This window comes from Nocardiopsis sp. CNS-639 (assembly GCF_000381685.1).
GTDB classification, from domain to species: Bacteria; Actinomycetota; Actinomycetes; order Streptosporangiales; family Streptosporangiaceae; genus Nocardiopsis; species Nocardiopsis dassonvillei.
Window position 1 is genome coordinate 62,706 of sequence record NZ_KB906875.1, and the last position, 16,228, is coordinate 78,933.

General features: G+C 71.7%; 19 protein-coding genes. 8 read left to right on the top strand and 11 right to left on the bottom strand.

Features of this window, described 5'->3' with window-relative positions; translation table 11 throughout:
- The first annotated feature begins 159 nt into the window (after window positions 1–159).
- Together G011_RS0124940 and G011_RS0124945 are read left to right on the top strand one after the other, a co-directional pair.
- Complete coding sequence (locus G011_RS0124940) at window positions 160–771, top strand: sigma-70 family RNA polymerase sigma factor (protein ID WP_013156349.1); 612 nt, start codon at window positions 160–162, stop codon at window positions 769–771.
- Entirely contained in the window at window positions 768–1,508 is a 741-nt protein-coding gene (locus G011_RS0124945) for an anti-sigma factor domain-containing protein (RefSeq protein WP_019610844.1), read from the top strand. Before G011_RS0124940 ends, G011_RS0124945 begins: the two co-directional genes overlap by 4 nt.
- A 247-nt stretch (window positions 1,509–1,755) precedes the next feature.
- Here the strand turns inward: G011_RS0124945 and G011_RS31905 are convergent, their stop codons facing one another.
- The 3 genes from G011_RS31905 to G011_RS0124960 are packed head-to-tail and all read right to left on the bottom strand — an operon-like array spanning window position 1,756 to window position 2,713.
- The gene (locus G011_RS31905; protein ID WP_019610845.1) at window positions 1,756–2,100 is read right to left on the bottom strand and encodes a hypothetical protein; all 345 of its coding nucleotides are present in this window, start codon (window positions 2,098–2,100) and stop codon (window positions 1,756–1,758) included.
- Complete coding sequence (locus tag G011_RS0124955; protein ID WP_019610846.1) at window positions 2,097–2,381, bottom strand: hypothetical protein; 285 nt, start codon at window positions 2,379–2,381, stop codon at window positions 2,097–2,099. Before G011_RS0124955 ends, G011_RS31905 begins: the two co-directional genes overlap by 4 nt.
- Window positions 2,378–2,713, bottom strand: a complete 336-nt coding sequence (locus G011_RS0124960) for a hypothetical protein (RefSeq protein WP_019610847.1) — start codon at window positions 2,711–2,713, stop codon at window positions 2,378–2,380. Before G011_RS0124960 ends, G011_RS0124955 begins: the two co-directional genes overlap by 4 nt.
- Before the next feature lie 177 nt (window positions 2,714–2,890).
- Here G011_RS0124960 and G011_RS0124965 point away from each other — a divergent pair, with 177 nt between their 5' ends.
- Window positions 2,891–3,730 carry a helix-turn-helix transcriptional regulator gene (locus G011_RS0124965; protein ID WP_081643027.1) on the top strand — a complete coding sequence of 280 codons (840 nt, stop codon included), beginning with the start codon at window positions 2,891–2,893 and terminating at the stop codon, window positions 3,728–3,730.
- Window positions 3,731–3,739: 9 nt separating this feature from the next.
- On the top strand, window positions 3,740–3,934 hold the full coding sequence (locus G011_RS31375; protein ID WP_019610849.1) for a DUF397 domain-containing protein: 195 nt from the start codon (window positions 3,740–3,742) through the stop codon (window positions 3,932–3,934).
- A gap of 191 nt (window positions 3,935–4,125) precedes the next feature.
- On the opposite strand, the gene G011_RS0124970 is transcribed toward G011_RS31375, so the two are convergent.
- Window positions 4,126–4,422: a DUF4287 domain-containing protein gene (locus G011_RS0124970; protein ID WP_019610850.1), complete on the bottom strand. Its 297-nt coding sequence runs from the start codon at window positions 4,420–4,422 to the stop codon at window positions 4,126–4,128.
- A 485-nt stretch (window positions 4,423–4,907) separates the two neighbouring features.
- On the opposite strand from G011_RS0124970, the gene G011_RS0124975 reads away from it, so the two are divergent.
- The 3 genes from G011_RS0124975 to G011_RS0124985 all read left to right on the top strand — a co-directional run bounded on the left by G011_RS0124975 (window position 4,908) and on the right by G011_RS0124985 (window position 8,467).
- Window positions 4,908–5,747 (top strand): EamA family transporter, encoded by an 840-nt coding sequence (locus G011_RS0124975; protein ID WP_019610851.1) that lies wholly within the window; start codon window positions 4,908–4,910, stop codon window positions 5,745–5,747.
- A 45-nt stretch (window positions 5,748–5,792) separates the two neighbouring features.
- The gene (locus tag G011_RS0124980) at window positions 5,793–6,776 is read left to right on the top strand and encodes an amidohydrolase family protein (protein WP_019610852.1); all 984 of its coding nucleotides are present in this window, start codon (window positions 5,793–5,795) and stop codon (window positions 6,774–6,776) included.
- A gap of 119 nt (window positions 6,777–6,895) precedes the next feature.
- Complete coding sequence (locus G011_RS0124985) at window positions 6,896–8,467, top strand: long-chain-fatty-acid--CoA ligase (protein ID WP_019610853.1); 1,572 nt, start codon at window positions 6,896–6,898, stop codon at window positions 8,465–8,467.
- Between the two features lie 64 nt (window positions 8,468–8,531).
- On the opposite strand, the gene G011_RS0124990 is transcribed toward G011_RS0124985, so the two are convergent.
- The 3 genes from G011_RS0124990 to G011_RS0125000 all read right to left on the bottom strand — a co-directional run bounded on the left by G011_RS0124990 (window position 8,532) and on the right by G011_RS0125000 (window position 10,347).
- Entirely contained in the window at window positions 8,532–9,329 is a 798-nt protein-coding gene (locus G011_RS0124990) for a VOC family protein (RefSeq protein ID WP_019610854.1), read from the bottom strand.
- 210 nt (window positions 9,330–9,539) lie between these two features.
- Window positions 9,540–9,791: a Smr/MutS family protein gene (locus tag G011_RS0124995; RefSeq protein WP_013156341.1), complete on the bottom strand. Its 252-nt coding sequence runs from the start codon at window positions 9,789–9,791 to the stop codon at window positions 9,540–9,542.
- Window positions 9,792–9,891: 100 nt separating this feature from the next.
- Window positions 9,892–10,347 carry a GNAT family N-acetyltransferase gene (locus G011_RS0125000; RefSeq protein WP_019610855.1) on the bottom strand — a complete coding sequence of 152 codons (456 nt, stop codon included), beginning with the start codon at window positions 10,345–10,347 and terminating at the stop codon, window positions 9,892–9,894.
- Between the two features lie 274 nt (window positions 10,348–10,621).
- On the opposite strand from G011_RS0125000, the gene G011_RS0125005 reads away from it, so the two are divergent.
- Window positions 10,622–11,170, top strand: coding sequence for an RNA 2'-phosphotransferase (locus tag G011_RS0125005; protein WP_026338643.1), 549 nt, complete (start codon window positions 10,622–10,624; stop codon window positions 11,168–11,170).
- Window positions 11,171–11,220: 50 nt separating this feature from the next.
- Here the strand turns inward: G011_RS0125005 and G011_RS0125010 are convergent, their stop codons facing one another.
- The 4 genes from G011_RS0125010 to add all read right to left on the bottom strand — a co-directional run bounded on the left by G011_RS0125010 (window position 11,221) and on the right by add (window position 16,205).
- Window positions 11,221–12,048 (bottom strand): class I SAM-dependent methyltransferase, encoded by an 828-nt coding sequence (locus G011_RS0125010; RefSeq protein ID WP_019610857.1) that lies wholly within the window; start codon window positions 12,046–12,048, stop codon window positions 11,221–11,223.
- 112 nt (window positions 12,049–12,160) lie between these two features.
- A complete protein-coding gene (locus G011_RS0125015; protein ID WP_019610858.1) occupies window positions 12,161–13,162 on the bottom strand; it encodes an SURF1 family protein in 1,002 nt (333 codons plus the stop codon).
- Window positions 13,163–13,373: 211 nt separating this feature from the next.
- The gene (locus G011_RS0125020) at window positions 13,374–14,420 is read right to left on the bottom strand and encodes a chaplin family protein (protein ID WP_019610859.1); all 1,047 of its coding nucleotides are present in this window, start codon (window positions 14,418–14,420) and stop codon (window positions 13,374–13,376) included.
- Between the two features lie 726 nt (window positions 14,421–15,146).
- Complete coding sequence (gene add, locus G011_RS0125025) at window positions 15,147–16,205, bottom strand: adenosine deaminase (RefSeq protein ID WP_019610860.1); 1,059 nt, start codon at window positions 16,203–16,205, stop codon at window positions 15,147–15,149.
- Between the last annotated feature and the right edge of the window lie 23 nt (window positions 16,206–16,228).

Consider the following 16,228-nt stretch of genomic DNA (forward strand, 5'->3'; position numbering starts at 1 on the left):
GTGTCCACGGAGCCCCGCCGGGCGCGCTACGGAAGAACAGCCGGACGACGGCACGGCTGACGTGCGACTCTGAAGGGATCGGGATCCTTCGGGGCACACCCGGGCCCGCCCGGCGCACGGACGAGGCGAGCAGCGCAGGACCACCAGGAAGAGGAGCGGATGGACGAGCACGCCGCGATACCCCGGGGCCCCCGCGGGGCGGAGGCGGAGCCTCCGGTTCCGCCGGCCCAGCGGCTCACGGAGCTGCTCCGCCAAGTGGCCCGGGGTGAGGAGAGCGCGTTCGGCGAGGTGTACGACCTGGTCATCCCGTCGGTGTACGGGCTCGTCCGCCGTGTGCTGCGCGACCCCGCCCAGTCCGAGGAGGTCGCCCAGGAGGTGATGGTGGAGGTGTGGCGCACCGCCTGCCGTTACGACGAGCGGCGCGGCAGCCCCCAGGCGTGGGTGATGACGCTCGCGCACCGCCGGGCGGTGGACCGGGTGCGCTCCGAGCAGGCCGCCACCGACCGGGAGGCCAGGGTGGCGGCGGCGAGCACTCAGCGCCCCTACGACGAGGTGGCCGAGGAGGCCACGAACCGTCTGGAGCGCGAGCGGGTGCGCCGCTGTCTGGAGACCCTGACCGAACTCCAGGGCCAGTCCGTACGTCTGGCCTACTACGGCGGATACACCTATCGTGAGGTGGCCCGCCTGCTTTCGACGCCGTTGGGCACCGTGAAGACGCGGATGCGCGACGGCCTGATCCGGCTGCGGGACTGCTTGGGGGTGGAGTGGTGAGGAGGACACTGGGCCAGGATCCGCACATCCTCTCGGGTGCCTACGCCCTGGGCGCCCTGTCGCCGAGTGAGAGCGTGCGGTTCGAGGACCACCTGGCCGAATGCGACTCCTGTGTACAGGAGACGCGTGGTTTCACCGAGACCGTCGCGCTCCTGGGCACCGCGGCCGCCGGTACGCCGCCCGCCGGACTGCGCGAGCGCGTGCTGGAGGAGGTCGCGCGCACCCGCCAGCTCGCCCCCGCTCCCGAACGCCTGCCCGTGCCGCGTCCGGGGCGCTGGACCCGGGGCCTGGGACTGGCGCTGGCCGCCTGCCTGGCCGTCATGGTCGCGCTGGGCGCGGTCGTCATCGACCAGGTGCGCCAGGTACGGGACCTGCGGGAGAACGAGCGGCAGATCGCGGCGGTGCTCTCCGACCCCGACGCCGACCACACCACGGCCCAGCCCATGGAGGGCGTGTCCGTGACGGTGGTGCACTCCGAGAGCAGCGGACGGCTGGTGTTCAGCGCCCACGGACTGGAGCGGCTGGAGGACGAGGACTACCAGCTCTGGCTGACCCGTGACGACGGCAGCGTCTACTCGGCCGGGGTGCTCTCCGTGGACGAGTCGGGCTTCGTGCTCCCGGTGCTGGCCGCGCCGCAGGACGAGGCGACCGGGGGCGTGGCCGTCACCGTCGAGCCCGAGGGCGGCTCCGAGCAGCCCACCTCCGATCCGCTCATGGCGATGCCCTTCGAGGGCTGAGGGCCGGTCGCCGGACGGCCCCGACCGGGCGGCGACCGGCTTCACTCCGATCGTCGGATGATCGGTGACCGGCCCCCGAGCCGGGCCGCCTCCCGTCACCCGGGCGGCGGTCCGGACACCCGACCGGCCGTGGCCCGACCGCTCGGCCCCTTCGGGGGGCGGGGCCGCGATCGGGCCACGGCCACCTCCTCTGATCGGCACAGACGGCCCCGGGTCCGGGGCCGCCCTCCGGCCCTTCCGTGCCCCGTTACCGGGTCTCCCGTGAGTGGTTGTGTCGGGACAGCTGCGCGAGTACCCACGGGTGTTCGGGCTGCTCCCGGAGCTTGCGTTCCAGCTGTTCGGGAGTGGGCTCGACGTGGGAGCGGTGCGGGGCGCTCCGGTCGTGGGCGGTGGCCACCCAGTACGAGCCGGTCCACGCCACGTGGTGCGTGTGCTCCCAGCGTGCGCGGAGCCTGGCCAGGGTCGCCCTGGGCGGCTCCCACCGGTAGCCGCGCACGGACACGTGGTCGCCGTCGTGCCCGGCGTCCTCCGCGCACACGTGGTGTCGGCAGGTGCGGTCGAGCACGGTCTCACGGCACGCCTGAGGAATCATGGGGCGCCCTCGTCCCAGACGGCCTTGTAAGGCGGTTCCGCAGCGTGGATGTACAGCCACCCGGCCAGCCTTTCCAGGTCGGGGAGCCTCCCTTCGCCCCGCAGGCTCAGGAGCGCGTCACGGGCGTGCGCGACGCGGTCGCGCAGCAGGGCGTGGAACTGCCGTTCCGTCTCCGGGTTGGCTTGCAACGGGCGCGGCACGTACAGGGTTTCGGAGAGCGCCTCGACCAGGTCGGACAGGCCGATCAGGTCAGGCGGCTGGTTCCGCCGCTCGTAACTCACGCGACCACCACCGTACGGTGGCAGCCACGGTGACTGTCACGGTGGCGGCCACCGGACGGCTGTCCACAGCGGCGCTGGAGAACGTCGATCGGCGCTGGAGCGGGAGCGAGGGTCCGCCAGGGCAGTGCCTTCGGTGCGGGCAGCGGCGGGGCGGCCGTGCCGGTGGTCTGGCTGGGCAGGATCAGCGGGATCGGTCCCGTGATGACGTGCGGACGGGGCGGAAGCGGGGCGGCGGCGTACCGCCGGACACGGGCCCCGCGGCGGCGGACGGCGTGGGCGGCCGCGCGGGCGACCAGCCACAGCGCGGACGCAATCAGGAGCAGGTAGCGCACGGGGCGCCTCCTTACACAAGGTGCCGCTGGATGAAGGCGGCGGGATGGATGCAAGCACCATCATGAATACTTCAGACTGAAGCGTCAATAGGAACGCTTCAAACTGAGCGAAATGTCCTGATCAGAGAGCCGCGTCATATGATCAGCACGCCATCCACCCACAACACAGGGACATCCATGCCGCAGTCACCCACCGTGCGAAAGCGCCGACTGGTGCGCGAGCTACGCCGCATGCGCGAAGAGGCGGGCATGTCCATCGAGGAGGCCCGGCACGCGCTCGGATGGACCTCCGGTCGCCTGAACCACATGGAAGCCGGACGTTCCAGACCGGACTCCAGCGCGCTCAAGGACTTGATGACGACCTACGGCGTCACCGACACCGCGCGCCGGGAAGCGATCCTGGAACTCGGCAGGCAGTCCAAGCAGAAGGACTGGTTCCGCAAGTACGACGACGTCTTGCCGGATGATTTCATCGGTTTCGAGGCCGAAGCATCGAAGATCAGCACCTTCCAGCCGATCGTCATGCCGGGCCTGCTCCAAGTCCCCGCCTACGCAGCCCTCTCAGCCCGCGCGTCCCTCGCACGTACAGAGGATGAGATCGAGCGCATCGTCGCTGTCAGGGTGAGACGGCAGGAGATCCTCCAGCGCGCCGACGCCCCCGAGCTGCACGCCGTCATCACCGAGGAAGCGCTCCTCCGGCTACACCACAGTGACCCAAGGCTCGCCCGCGAGCAGATCGGCCACCTTGTCAAGGTGGCGGAGGCCCTGAACTCCGTCACGATCCAGGTGCATCCGCTGGCCGCAGGCATCTTCGCGTCGACATCGGGGGCGTTCACGATCCTCGACTACACCGACGACATGGACGCGCCCTTGGTCTACATCGACACCGTGCAGACCGGGGCTTACCTGGAGGACGCCGACCAAGTCACCGAATACAAGACCACATTCGACCACGTCAGCATGGACGCGCTGTCGAAAGCGGCGTCCATCGACCTCATGAAGACCATCATCAACTAGAGGCAGAACATGCATCCATCCACGCTCCAGTTCCGCAAGTCCTCCTACAGTGCAAACGCTTCTGACTGCGTCGAGGTCGCCGACCTTCCTGGAGGCGGCGCGGCCCTCCGCGACACGAAGCATCGCGGGCTCGGGCACGTCCCGGTGGCCGAAGCTCCGGCGTGGCTCGCGCTTCTGGCCGTCGCCAAGCACGACGCCCTGTAGAACGCGGAAGGGCCCTCCCCTTGTCGGGAAGGCCCTTCTTTGCATCCATCCGTACGGAGTCTACCGGCCGAGGCGGACCCCCGACCAGGCCGCGACTCAGTCGGTTCCGGTCCCGCTCGGCCAGACCATCCCAAACCTCCGGCGGTGGCGGGACGGGGAAAGGGCTCGGAGCCAGGCAGGGGCGCGCGGCCTCAGGCCGTCTGCGGTCTGGTCGTCTTGCCGTCGAGCCAGAGCTCGGTCGAGGCGTCCCGATGGGTACCGGTGGTGCCCACGTGCTTGGCGCTGATCCGCGGGCCCTTCTTGATGACGTGGACCAGGGCCATCGCGTGGCCGCGCCCCAGACCGTAGTCCTCGGCCAGCCACTGGACGATGGCGCCCGCCTTGACGGAAGGGTCGTCGTAGCCCTTCTCCCTGGCGCGGTCGACCAGCGTGCGCGGGGTCAGACCCGTCTTGTCCTCGACGGCATCCAGATAAGCCTGGAACGACATGGGGGCCTCCTCGACTGGGCAGGTCCCGATACTCACACGCGCCTACGACATTCCGGCGGCAGCGGCACCGGTCTCCGAGGCGGGCCGCAGGCGTGCAGGCGCTGGAGCGCGCGGGGGCCGCAAGCGCGCAGGAGCTGGAGCGCGCAGGGCCGGAGCCCGCGAGGTCAGGAGGCCAAGCGCGCGGGTTCAGGATGCGGAGCGCGTGGGGTCAGGAGCCAGAGCGCGTGGGGGCCGGAGCCCGCGAGGTCAGGAGGCCCAGCGCGCGGGCTCAGAAGGGCTGTCCACAGGCGTGACAGCGGGGTGGTGGACGGCTCCCGGGAGGGGCATGCTGTTGATGGGGGTGCCCGGCCTCCGCGCCGTGGAACACGTCCCCCGTGACAGGTATGCCCACCGCGGTCCCGGCACCACCCCGCGCTCCCCGGCCTGTGGACGACCGCCTAGCCTTGCCGGATGCCCCTTCCGCCCCCGATGCCCGTCTCCACCCCATGACGCCGTGGGTCGTGGCCGTGGTCCTGCTCGCGGCGCTGCTGCACGCGGGCTGGAACGCGATCGCCCACTCCATCACCGACCGCCTGCTCGGGTTCGCCCTGATCGGCCTCGGCGGAATGCTCGCCGCCCTGCCCCTGCTCCCGGTCGTGGGGCCGCCCCCGCGCGAGGCATGGCCGGTCCTGCTCGCCTCCCTCGCCACCCACCTGCTGTACATGAGCCTGCTGATGGCCTCCTACCGGACCGGCGAGTTCGGCCAGGTGTACCCGATGGCACGCGGCACGGCGCCGTGGGTGGTCGCCCTGACCGGCATCCTCCTGCTCGGCGAGTCGATGCCCCCGTCCGACCTGGCCGGGGTCCTGGTCGTCTCCGCCGGGCTGACGACGCTGGTGTTCGCGGGCGGCCGCCCCTCCCGCGCACAGCTCCCCGCGCTGCTGGCGGCCTTCGCCACCGGCGTCAGCATCGCCGTCTACACCGTGGTCGACGCCCACGGGGTCCGCCTCACCCAGGATCCGCTGGGCTACATCACATGGCTCATGATCCTTCAGGGACCGGTGTTCTTCGTGGTGGCGGTGTTCACCCGCCGCGGCGCACTTCCACGCCAGCTCAAGCCGGTCTGGAAGTTCGGCCTCCTGGGCGGCGTGGTCAGCGCGGTCGCCTACGGGCTCGTGCTGTGGGCGCAGCTGACCGGCGCGGTCGCGGGCATCGCCGCGCTGCGCGAGACGAGCATCGTCTTCGCCGCGGTGCTGGGCGCCCTGCTGTTCGGGGAGCGGTTCGGCCCGGTGCGGGTCGCCGCCTCCGTCATCGTCGTGACCGGAGTAATCCTCCTGGCTTTCTGAGCGTCTTCATGACTCTGACCAGCGCTTACCCGTATCGTTTCCGGCGTGACACGAGCCTCGTCCTTCTCCGGGTCCGCCACAACGGACACCGGCACCGAAACCCGTTCCGACACCGCCGCCGGAACCGATCCCGGGTCCTCCCGCACGACGGATACCGCGCACGAACACGGGCCCGAGTCCGCCGCCGTACGCGCGGTCTGGCAGGGCCTGGGACTCCCCGGACTCATCGACGTCCACACCCACTTCATGCCCGACAACGTGCTGCGCAAGGTGTGGGCCCACTTCGACGCCCTCGGCGGCCTGTGGCCGATCAACTACCGCTTCGACGAGGACGAACGCCTGTCCCTGCTCCGGGGCTTCGGGGTGCGGCACTTCACCGCCCTCTCCTACCCGCACCGGCCCGGCATGGCCGCCTGGCTCAACGACTGGGCGGGCGACTTCGCCGACCGCAACCCCGACTGCCTGCGCAGCGCCACCTTCTACCCCGAGCCGGAGGCCCGCGACTACGTGGCCGCGGCGTTGGAGGCGGGTACCCGCGTGTTCAAGGCGCACCTCCAAGTCGGCCGCTACGACCCGCGCGATCCGCTGCTGGCCGACGTGTGGGGGCTGATCGCGGACGCGGGCACGCCCGTGGTGATCCACTGCGGTTCGAGCCCGGAGGAGGGCCCCTTCACCGGCCCCGAACCCTTCGCCGAGACCCTGCGCGCCCACCCCGGGCTCACCGCGGTCATCGCCCACGCCGGGGCTCCCGACTACCGCGCGTTCCTGGACCTGGCCGAGCACCACGAGCGCGTCCACCTGGACACCACGATGGTGTTCACCGAGTTCTCCAAGGACTGGGCGCCCTTCCCCGACCAGGAGGTGCCCCGGCTCAAGGGCATCGCGGACCGGATCCTGTTCGGCACGGACTTCCCGAACATCCCCTATCCCTACCTCGAACAGATCGAGGCCCTTGCCTGGCTCGGCCTGGGTGACGACTGGCTTCGGGGAGTGCTGTACGGCAACGCCGCACGTCTGTTCGGTCTCTGAGGCCCCCGGCCCGGACGGATCACCCCTGGACAGCCGGCGGCCGTCCGGTGATGGTGGTCGTGGGGCGACCGCCCCGACCACCGCCCACCATCACCGACGCGGAAAGGCATCCCGGCACCATGGAACTCGCCCTGACTCCCCTGGAGTTCGCCCGCCGCACCCGAAGACTGCACCCCCGGCGCGAGGCGGTGGTGGACCGTGGCCTCCGGCTCACCTACGAGGAGTTCTTCGACCGCTGCGACCGCTGGTCCCGCGCACTCCAGAACATGGGGGTCTCCAAGGGCGACCGCGTCGCCTACATCTCCCCCAACACCCACGCCCAGCTGGAGTCCTTCTACGCCGTGCCGCAGCTCGGCGCGGTGCTGGTACCGGTCAACTTCCGGCTGTCGGCGGACGACTTCGTCTACATCGTCAACCACTCCGGGGCCCGGGTCCTGTGCGTGCACGCCGACCAGCTCGACGCTGTAGACGGCGTCCGCGACCAGATGCCGGACGTGGAGCGGTTCGTCGCCCTGGAGGGGGCGCGCCCCGGCTGGGAGGACTACGAGACCCTCGTCGCGCAGGCCGCGGCGGACTACACCCGTCCCGAGATCGACGAGACCGACCTGCTGACCATCAACTACACCAGCGGGACCACGGCCCGACCCAAGGGCGTCATGATCACCCACCGCAACGCGTACATGAACTCGGTGGGCACCCTCCTCCACCTGCGGATCGGCATCGACGACCGGTACCTGTGGACGCTGCCGATGTTCCACGCCAACGGCTGGACCTACACATGGACGGTGACCGCCGCGGCCGCCACCCACGTGTGCCTGCCCGCGATGGACCCGGCCACCGTGTACGAACTGATCCGCTCCGAGGGGGTCACCTGGCTGTGCGCGGCCCCCACCGTGCTGATCATGCTGTCCAACGCCCCCGAGGAGGTGCGCGGCGAGGTTCCGTCCGGCGTGCACGTGGTGACGGCCGGGGCTTCCCCCGCCGCCGACACCATCGAGCGCCTGGAGGACGGTTTCGGGTGGACCGTCACCCATGTCTACGGGCTGACCGAGACCACGCCGTTCATCACCGTGTGCGAGCCGCGCGCCGAGCACGGCGGCCTGTCCCCGCGCGACCGCGCCGCCGTCAAGGCACGCCAGGGGGTCGAGCTGATCACCTCCGGCGAGCTGCGGGTGGTGGACGCCGACGGCGTCGAGGTGCCCTGGGACGGCACGACGGTCGGAGAGATCACCGTGCGCGGGAACGTGGTGATGAAGGGCTACTACAACGACCCGGAGGCCACCCGGAAGGCCATGGGCGACGGCTGGTTCCACACCGGCGACGCGGCGGTCACCCACCCGGACGGGTACGTGGAGATCCAGGACCGGATCAAGGACGTCATCATCTCCGGCGGGGAGAACATCTCGTCCGTCGAGGTGGAGGGGGTCCTGCTGCGGCACCCGGCCGTGCTGGAGGCGGCCGTCGTGGGCGTGCCGCACGAGCGCTGGGGCGAGTCGCCGAAGGCGTCCGTGGTGCTGCGCGAGGGCGCCGCGGCCACGGAGGAGGAGCTGATCGCCTTCGCCCGCGACAACCTGGCGCACTTCAAGGCGCCCACACAGGTGGAGTTCGTGGAGCAGCTTCCCAAGACGGCCACCGGCAAGATCCAGAAGTTCGTGCTGCGCGGGGGCGCGTCCGCGGTGTCGCGGCAGTAGCCGCCGGGTTCCGGCCGGGGCCCGCGCCCTGCAGGGCGCGGGCCCCGGCCGTGCGGTGCCGGTGTCACCCGGGCGGCCAGTTGAGCAGGACGAACCCGGCCTGGAAGGGGTCGGAGCAGACCATGCGGCGTCCCACGCCCGAGATGTTCTCCAGCTCCGTGTGCACGTGTCCTCCCGCGGCCACGACCCTCTCCGCGACGGCGTCGCAGTCGGCCACCGCGAACACCGGGTGCCAGTCCTCCTCCCCGCCGAACCGGCCCCTGTCCCCGGGGCCCGCCTGCAGGATGCCCCCGTGGGTGCGCTCGTCACCGGTGCCCGCGGGGCGCAGGACCGTGTACCCGCCGACCTCCTCCCCTCCGAGGGACGGGTCGAACGGGCTGAGGTCCCACTTGAAGACCCCGGTGTAGAACTCGGCCGCGCCGCGCGCGTCGGTGGTTCGCAGCTCCACCCAGCAGAGGCTGTTGACCCGTCCCACCAGGCCGAGGTACATCTCCCCCCGCCAGACGCCGAAGGAGGCGCCCTGGGGATCGCGGAACAGTGCCTGGCGGCCCAGGTCGAAGATGTCGAACGGCTCCACCAGGAGGGAGCCGCCCAGCCGCTCCACCCGTGTGATGGTGTCCTCGATGTCGGAGTCGGCGAAGTACACCGTCCACGAGGGGTGGTCGCTCTCCCCCATGACCGGGCTGACCCCCGCCGCGGCGAGCCCCTCAGCGCACAGGAACTTGTAGCCCTCCAGCTGCCGGATGTGCGTCTCGGCGCTCCAGCCGAACACGTGCCCGTAGAAAGCTGTCGAGGCCTCGACGTCGGGTGAGGACACCTCGACCCAGCAGGGGGCCCCGGGCGTGAAATCCGTACTGATCATCGCTGTCCCTCTCCGTGACGGCACACCACCCTTCGGTTCCTTCCCTGGTGAGGGAGGTTTCGGGGATCGGAGGGGCAAAGTCTCACACAACTCGCCGTTGCCGAGCCCGTCCGCGGACGGGACGCGGCGCTCCCGCCGAGGGGTAAGGGGACGTCCGGGCCCGGCGGCTCCGCGCACGCCGGCCCGCCGCCGGCCGCGGCGCGGACGCACTCAGTGCCTGAAGTGCACGAACAGGCGCCCGAAGTTCTTGGAGTCCTTCTCGACCCGGTGGTAGCGGGCCTTGACGTCCTTGCGGTCGAGGAAGCGCAGCACCCGCTTCTTGAGCTGCCCGGACCCCTTGCCGGGGATGATCTCGATGCTCTTGGCGCCCGTGCGCTCGGCCTCGTCCATGATGTCGTTGAGGGCCCGGTCGATGTCCCGTCCCTTGTTGAAGATGTCGTGCAGGTCGAGTTTGAGCCGCACCGTGCCTCCTCCGCGTCCGGTAGCCGGATCATACGCGTCGCGAGGCCGCGCGCCGGGGCCGCGGCGCGGCCTCCTCCTCCGGTGCTCGCGGCGTCCCCTGTCACGCCCCGAGGCGCAGGGTGAAGACCATCCGGTCCACGCCCGGCCCCTCGTAGTCGGCGTGCGGTCCGGTGACGGCGAAGCCGTGGGCGCGGTGGAAGGCGATCGAGCGCTCGTTGGCGGGGGAGGTGACCGCGCGCACGACCGTGCACCCGTGCTCCCGCGCCCCGTCAGTGAAGCGCCGGTACAGCCCGTTCGCGAGCCCCGTCCTGCGGTGTCCCGGGGCCACCCCGGCGAAGTGCACGTACGCCTCCTCGGGCACGGACGGCGAGGGGAAGCCGATCAGGAAGCCCGCCAGTTCCCCCTCCGCCTCGGCGATGAGGCTGGTGGTGTGGAAGTGGTCGAGGAAGAGCCGGGGGAGGATGTGCGCCACGGGGCGCCCCCACCAGTCGTCGCAGACCGCCAGGATGCGCGGGTGGTCGGAGGGGAGGGCGGTCCGGACACGGACGTCGGCCATGCGGGGGCTCCTGCTCGTCGTCGGAGGGGTGTTCCGGGTCCGGCGATACCCGCCGACGGGTCCGCGAACCGCTTTCGCGGACCCGCCCGCTCCGGGTGCGGCGAACCGCTCAGGAGCGCCCGGACCCCTGCTCCGGGACCGGCGCGCTCCACTCACCCGTTCCTGCCTCCTCCGTGCACGCCTGCGCCAGGGGTTTTCGCCGTCCGGGCACCGCCCCGGTATCCGACCGAAAAGCCCTGGCCCGACCGGAGGCCCGGCGGGGATCATCGGAGCCATGAACCGGAGAGAACTCGTACGCGCCTCCAAGTTGCTGTCGCGCGTGCTCCGCCACGACCCCGCCCGTGTGGGAGTGCGGCTCGACCCGCAGGGGTGGGCCGGGGTGGACGAACTCCTCGCGGGCTGTAGAAGAGCTGGGGTGCGCCTCAACCGCGCGGCCCTCCAGGAGGTCGTCGACACCAACGACAAGAAGCGCTTCGTCCTGAGCCCGGACGGCACCCGCATCCGCGCCCAACAGGGCCACTCCGTCCGCGTCGACCTGGGACTGGAGCCGAGCACGCCCCCCGCCCTGCTCTACCACGGCACCGTGGGCCGACTCCTGCCCGCCATCACCGCTGAGGGGCTGCGGCCGATGCGGCGGCACGACGTCCACCTGTCCCCCGACACCGCGACCGCCCGCCGGGTGGGCGCCCGGCGCGGCGCGCCGGTGGTCCTCACCATCGCCTCCGGACGCATGCACGACGACGGCTACGTCTTCCGGGTCACCGGCAACGGAGTGTGGCTGGTACCCGCCGTGCCCCCGGAGTACCTCGGCGAGCCCGTCTAGGGCCGTGGCACCGCGGCACCGGGGCGCCGCCCTCCCGCTCCGTCAGGAACTCAGGGCCGGACCGCCGAGAAGATCGCGGTGCCGGGGATCAACCGGCCGCGCACCGGCCCCCAGCCGCCCCACACCCGGTCGAGCCCCTCGGGCCACTCCGGTTCGACCACGTCCCGCAGGACCAGGCCCGCGCGGGCGATCCCGCGCACCCAGTCGCCCACCGTGTGGTGGTGCTCCACGTAGACCGCGTCCCCGCCGTCGTCCTCCTCCACGTAGGCGCGGCGGTCGAAGTAGGACTGGTTCACGGTGAACCCGTCCTCTCCGGGGTCGTCCGGGAAGCTCCACCGGACCGGATGGGTCACCGAGAACACCAGCCGCCCGCCGGGCCTGAGCACCCGCGCGGCCTCGGCCAGGGCGTCGTCGGCCGAGGGCACGAACGGGAAGGCCCCGAAGGAGGAGAACACCACGTCGAAGGCGGAGTCGGCGAACGGCAGCCGCTGGGCGTCGGCCTGCACGGCCGCGAGCGCGTGCCCGGTCCCCGCGTCGATCCTGCGCGAATGCTGGAGCTGGCGGAAGGACAGGTCGAACCCGACCACCTCGCGCACCCCCTGGGCGCGCAGCCACCGCCCGCACTGGCCCGCGCCGCAGCCCACCTCCAGGATCCGGGCCCGCAGGAGGTCCTCCGGGCCGCCGAGCAGGCGCGCCTCCGCCTCGGTCAGGCCCTCCGGGCACCACACGAACTCGGCGTCGCCGAGGAAGGCCCCGTGCTCGGCCTGGTAGGCGTCGGCCGCGCCGTCCCACCACTGGCGTCCGGCGCGGGCGCTCTCCTCCGCGTCCACGGTGCGACGCGCCACGCGCCCGGGATCCGGATAGCCGTCATCGTTCATGGGCCCCAGCCTTCCAGAAGGGCGGGCGTGCACGGGGCCCGGACGCCCACACGCCTTCGCGGTCGGGTTCCGGAGACAGAAGCCCCGTGGTCGTACCGGACGCGTCCCCGGGCTAGGCGCCCCCGGGCCTGCCCGTGCCCGCGGTCGCACCGGAGTCCTCGCCGGACCCCTCAGGCCCCTTGGAACTCCGGCCGGACTCCACGGCCTCGGTGGTCTCGGCGGGCTCGGAAGGCTGCGCGGCATCGGCTGTCGCACCGGACTCCACGGTCTCAGCGGACCCTGCGACCTCCGCGGTCTCACCGGGCTCCACAGCCTCGGCGGTCTCAGCAGACCCTGCGACCTCCGCGGTCTCACCGGACTCCCCCGCCCCGGCCTCGCGGGCGTCCCGGATCTCACGGCGGACGAGGAAGACCCATCCGCCCACGGCGACGACGGCGAACACCCACCACTGCACGGCGTAGGACGCGCTCATCCCCGCGTCCTCCTCGTGCAGGACGACCGGCTCGGGCGCCGCCTCCGGCATCGGGTCCTGGCGGGTCAGGTCGACGTACCCGCCGTAGACGGGGTAGGGCAGGTCCGCGGCGATCTGGTCCACGTCGACCATCATCAGCTGCCCCTCGGGCAGGTCGTCGCGGTTGCGCAGCCCGGTGTTCTCCTCGGTCTCGGAGTAGTGCAGGCGCCCGGCCACCTCCACGGTGCCCTCGGGCGCGGGCGGCACCTCCGGCTGGTCGAGGGCGGTCTCGCCGCGCTCGACCCATCCGCGGTTGACCAGGACCGCGGTCCCCTCCTCGGTGACCAGCGGGGTCAGCACGTGGAAGCCCACGCCCCCGGAGCCGTCGCGGTTGCGCAGCAGCAGCTCGTGCTCGGTGTCCCAGGTGCCGGCGGCCTCGACGGTGCGCCAGCGGTCGTCGGGGTCGACGTCCTCGCCGACCCGGGTCAGCTCGGCCACCGGCACGGGGTCGGCAGCGAGGTTGGACTGCTGGAGGTCGACCGCCGCGCCGCGCTGCCCGGCCCGGTCCAGCTGCCAGAAGCCCAGCCAGACGAAGCTGGGCACCAGCACCAGCACCAGCGCGTGGAAGGCCAGCATGCGTTGCGAGAACAGGACTTTGAGCACGTCTTCGAGGTTATGAGACTCCTCCGGCCGCCTCGCACCGCCCCTCGCCTCCCCGCACCGCGCGGCCCCCGGCCCGCCTGACCGGACCCTCCGCCGCGGTCGGGGCCGACCGCCGTCGGCCGCGCCCCTCCGACGGTCCGCACGCGAACGGGGCCGCCGGTCACCGGCGGCCCCGCGTGTATGGTCGGGGGACCCGGGTCCCCCGACCGTGCTACTCGTCGTCGCCGGTCACGGCGGCGGCCTTGCGCTTGCGGGCGAAGTACAGCCCGGCGCCGCCCGCGCCGACCGCGGCGACGCCCGCGGCGACCAGACCGGCCAGGGCGCCACCGGTCACGGGGAGCTGCTCGTCGGCCTGGGGCTCGGTCGGCTCCTCACCGGTGCTGGAGTCGTCCTCGCCCTTGTCCTCCTCGCGGGGCACCTCGGGCTTCTCCTCACCCGGCTCCTCGGGCTGCTCCTCCTCCGGCTTCTCCTCCTCGGGCTGGCCGGGCTCCTCGGGCTTCTCCTCGCCGGGCTCCTCCGGCCGCTCCTCCTCGGAGATGATCTCCATGCATGAGCCCTCAGCCAGGCCGAGCACGGACACGGCGTTGCCGCAGATGTCGACGGCCGCGTCCACCGGGACCACGACCTGGTTGCCGCTGCCGATCCCGCCCGCGCCGCTGGTGGCGGCGTCGGGGGCGCCCTCGTTCTCGGGGGAGGCCTGGATGATGTTGATGATGGTGGTGCACTTGGCGCTGGAGCCGCCCAGGATGGCCACCGAGTTGCCGCAGATGTCGATGGCGGCGTCCACGGGGACGATGATCTGGTTGCCGCTGGCCACACCGCCGGAGCCGTCGGTCCTGGTGGTGGGCGCGTCGGCGCTCTCCTCCTCCAGGACCTCGACCACCTCGACGCACTCGGCCTGGCTGATACCGCCGACCGCGACCGAGTTGCCGCAGGCGTCGATGGCGGCGTCCACGGGGACGATGATCTGGTTGCCGCTGGCCACACCGCCGGAGCCGTCCGTGGCGGCTCCGCCCTGGCCGCTGGCCTCGTAGAGGACCTCCGAGACCTGGGTGCACGTGGCGCTGGAGATGCCGAGGATCGCGATCGAGTTGCCGCACAGCTCGGCTTCGATGTCCACGGGCACGACGACCTGGTTCCCGCTGCCGATCCCGCCCGCGCCGCTGGTGGTGGTGTCGGCGAAGGCCGCCGCCACGGGCGCCACGACCAGTCCGGCGGTCATGACGGTGGCGAAGGAGTAACGGAGTGTGTTGCGCATGTGCGGAGGTGACCTTTCACGGGTACGGCTCGGGGATCGCGCCGTTGCGGCGCTGGTCCGCGACGGGACCGGTGCCCGCGTCGTCTCGCGGGTCCGGCTGTCCACGGCGGTGCGGGTCCGCCAGCAGAGAGGACTGCGTGGCGGCGGGGCGACCCGCATGTGTGAAGTCGCGGTTCGAAAGTTCGCGGAACCGCCGACGGACCGAAACGTTAGCAAGCCACCGAAGGCTCGCAGGCGTTTTCGGGAAATACTCTTCCCCAGTATAAGTACAGTCCGCAACAGATTTGCTACACGAAGTCATAACGGCAGCTCACAGCATGCCCCATTGACTACCCCTTGCTTATGATCACCTACTCCATGTTGCCACAGGAAAAGAAAATTTTCCCGGTAAACCCCAGAACCGAACCTACTAAGCAACTTCGCAGATTCGCACCCAAGTCACCCCTTGGCACCCGAAACCCCGTGCCATGTTTCCCTCCCGCGCAAAGATAATTCCCTTTTGGGCGAAAAGCTGGGAAAAGGGAATGCCCACGGAGTCCCGCCGGCGGCGCCGTACCGCCCGGAGGGCGCGACCGCCGGAAGCGTGTGATGTGCGTTCCCCTTATCAGGACATGCCCCGTTTCCCCGCCCACCGGAACGTGCGGGCAACCCGTCCTCGCCCGCCTGGGACCACGGCGACCGTTCGCGGTCCCGCACATCACACCGGCGACGGTTCCGGCCGGGACGCTAGCGCGGCGCCGCGACCTTCGCCGAGTCGACGCCGTGGCGCGCGGCGACCTCGCCGATCTCGGCCAGCAGCGCGTGGCGGCGGGCCGCGCCCAGGTAGGAGGCGTGCACGCCGTTCGCGGCGAGCCCGACCAGGTCGGCGGCGTCCAGGCCCAGGGCGTGCGCGGCACGGTACTCGCCGTTCAGGTCGGTGCCGAACATGGTCGGGTCGTCGGTGTTGAGGGTGACCAGCAGACCGGCCTCCAGCATGCGGGGCAGCGGGTGGTCGCCCAGCTCGGCCACGGCGCGGGTGCACACGTTGGAGGTGGGGCTGACATCCACCGGGATCCGCCCCTCCGCCAGCCGGTCGACCAGCGCCTCGTCGAGCATGGAGTCGATGCCGTGGCCGATGCGCTCGGCGCCGAGCGCGTCCAGGGCCTCGCGCACCCGCTCGGGACCGCCGTGCTCACCGGCGTGCGGCAGGCTGGCCAGCCCGGCGGCCCGCGCCCTGCCGAACACCCCGGCGTACTGCTCCAGCGGGGTCTCCACACCGCCGACGCCGAAGCCGACGACGCTGGGCGGCGCGTCGCGCAGGACCGCCTCCACGGTGGCCTCCGCGCTCTCCAGGCCGAAGTCGGCGGGGAAGTCGGGGATCCACCGCAGCTGGATGCCGTGCCGGCTCTCGGCCGCGCGGCGAGCCTCCTCGATGCCGTCGAAGACCACGCGGGCGGGCACCCCGCGCATCAGGTGGGTGTAGAGGCTGACGTGCATCTCGGCGTAGCGCACGTTCTGCGCGGCCAGGCGTTCGGCGACCGCCGAGGCCAGGAGTGCGAAGTCCTGCTCCTCGCGCAGGGTCGCGACCGAGGCGAGGTAGACCTCGACGAAGTGCGGGAAGTCGGTGAAGACGTACCAGTCCCGGAGCGCCTCCAGGGTGTCGGGGACGTCGGTGACGCCGTGCCTTCGGGCGAGGTCGAACAGGGTGTCGGCCGGCATCGACCCCTCCAGGTGGACGTGCAGTTCCACCTTGGGCAGGTCCCGGATGAGCGCCTCGACGTCGGGAGGCGTGGAGTGGGTGTGCATGGCGACAAGTTACGCGTGCCGGG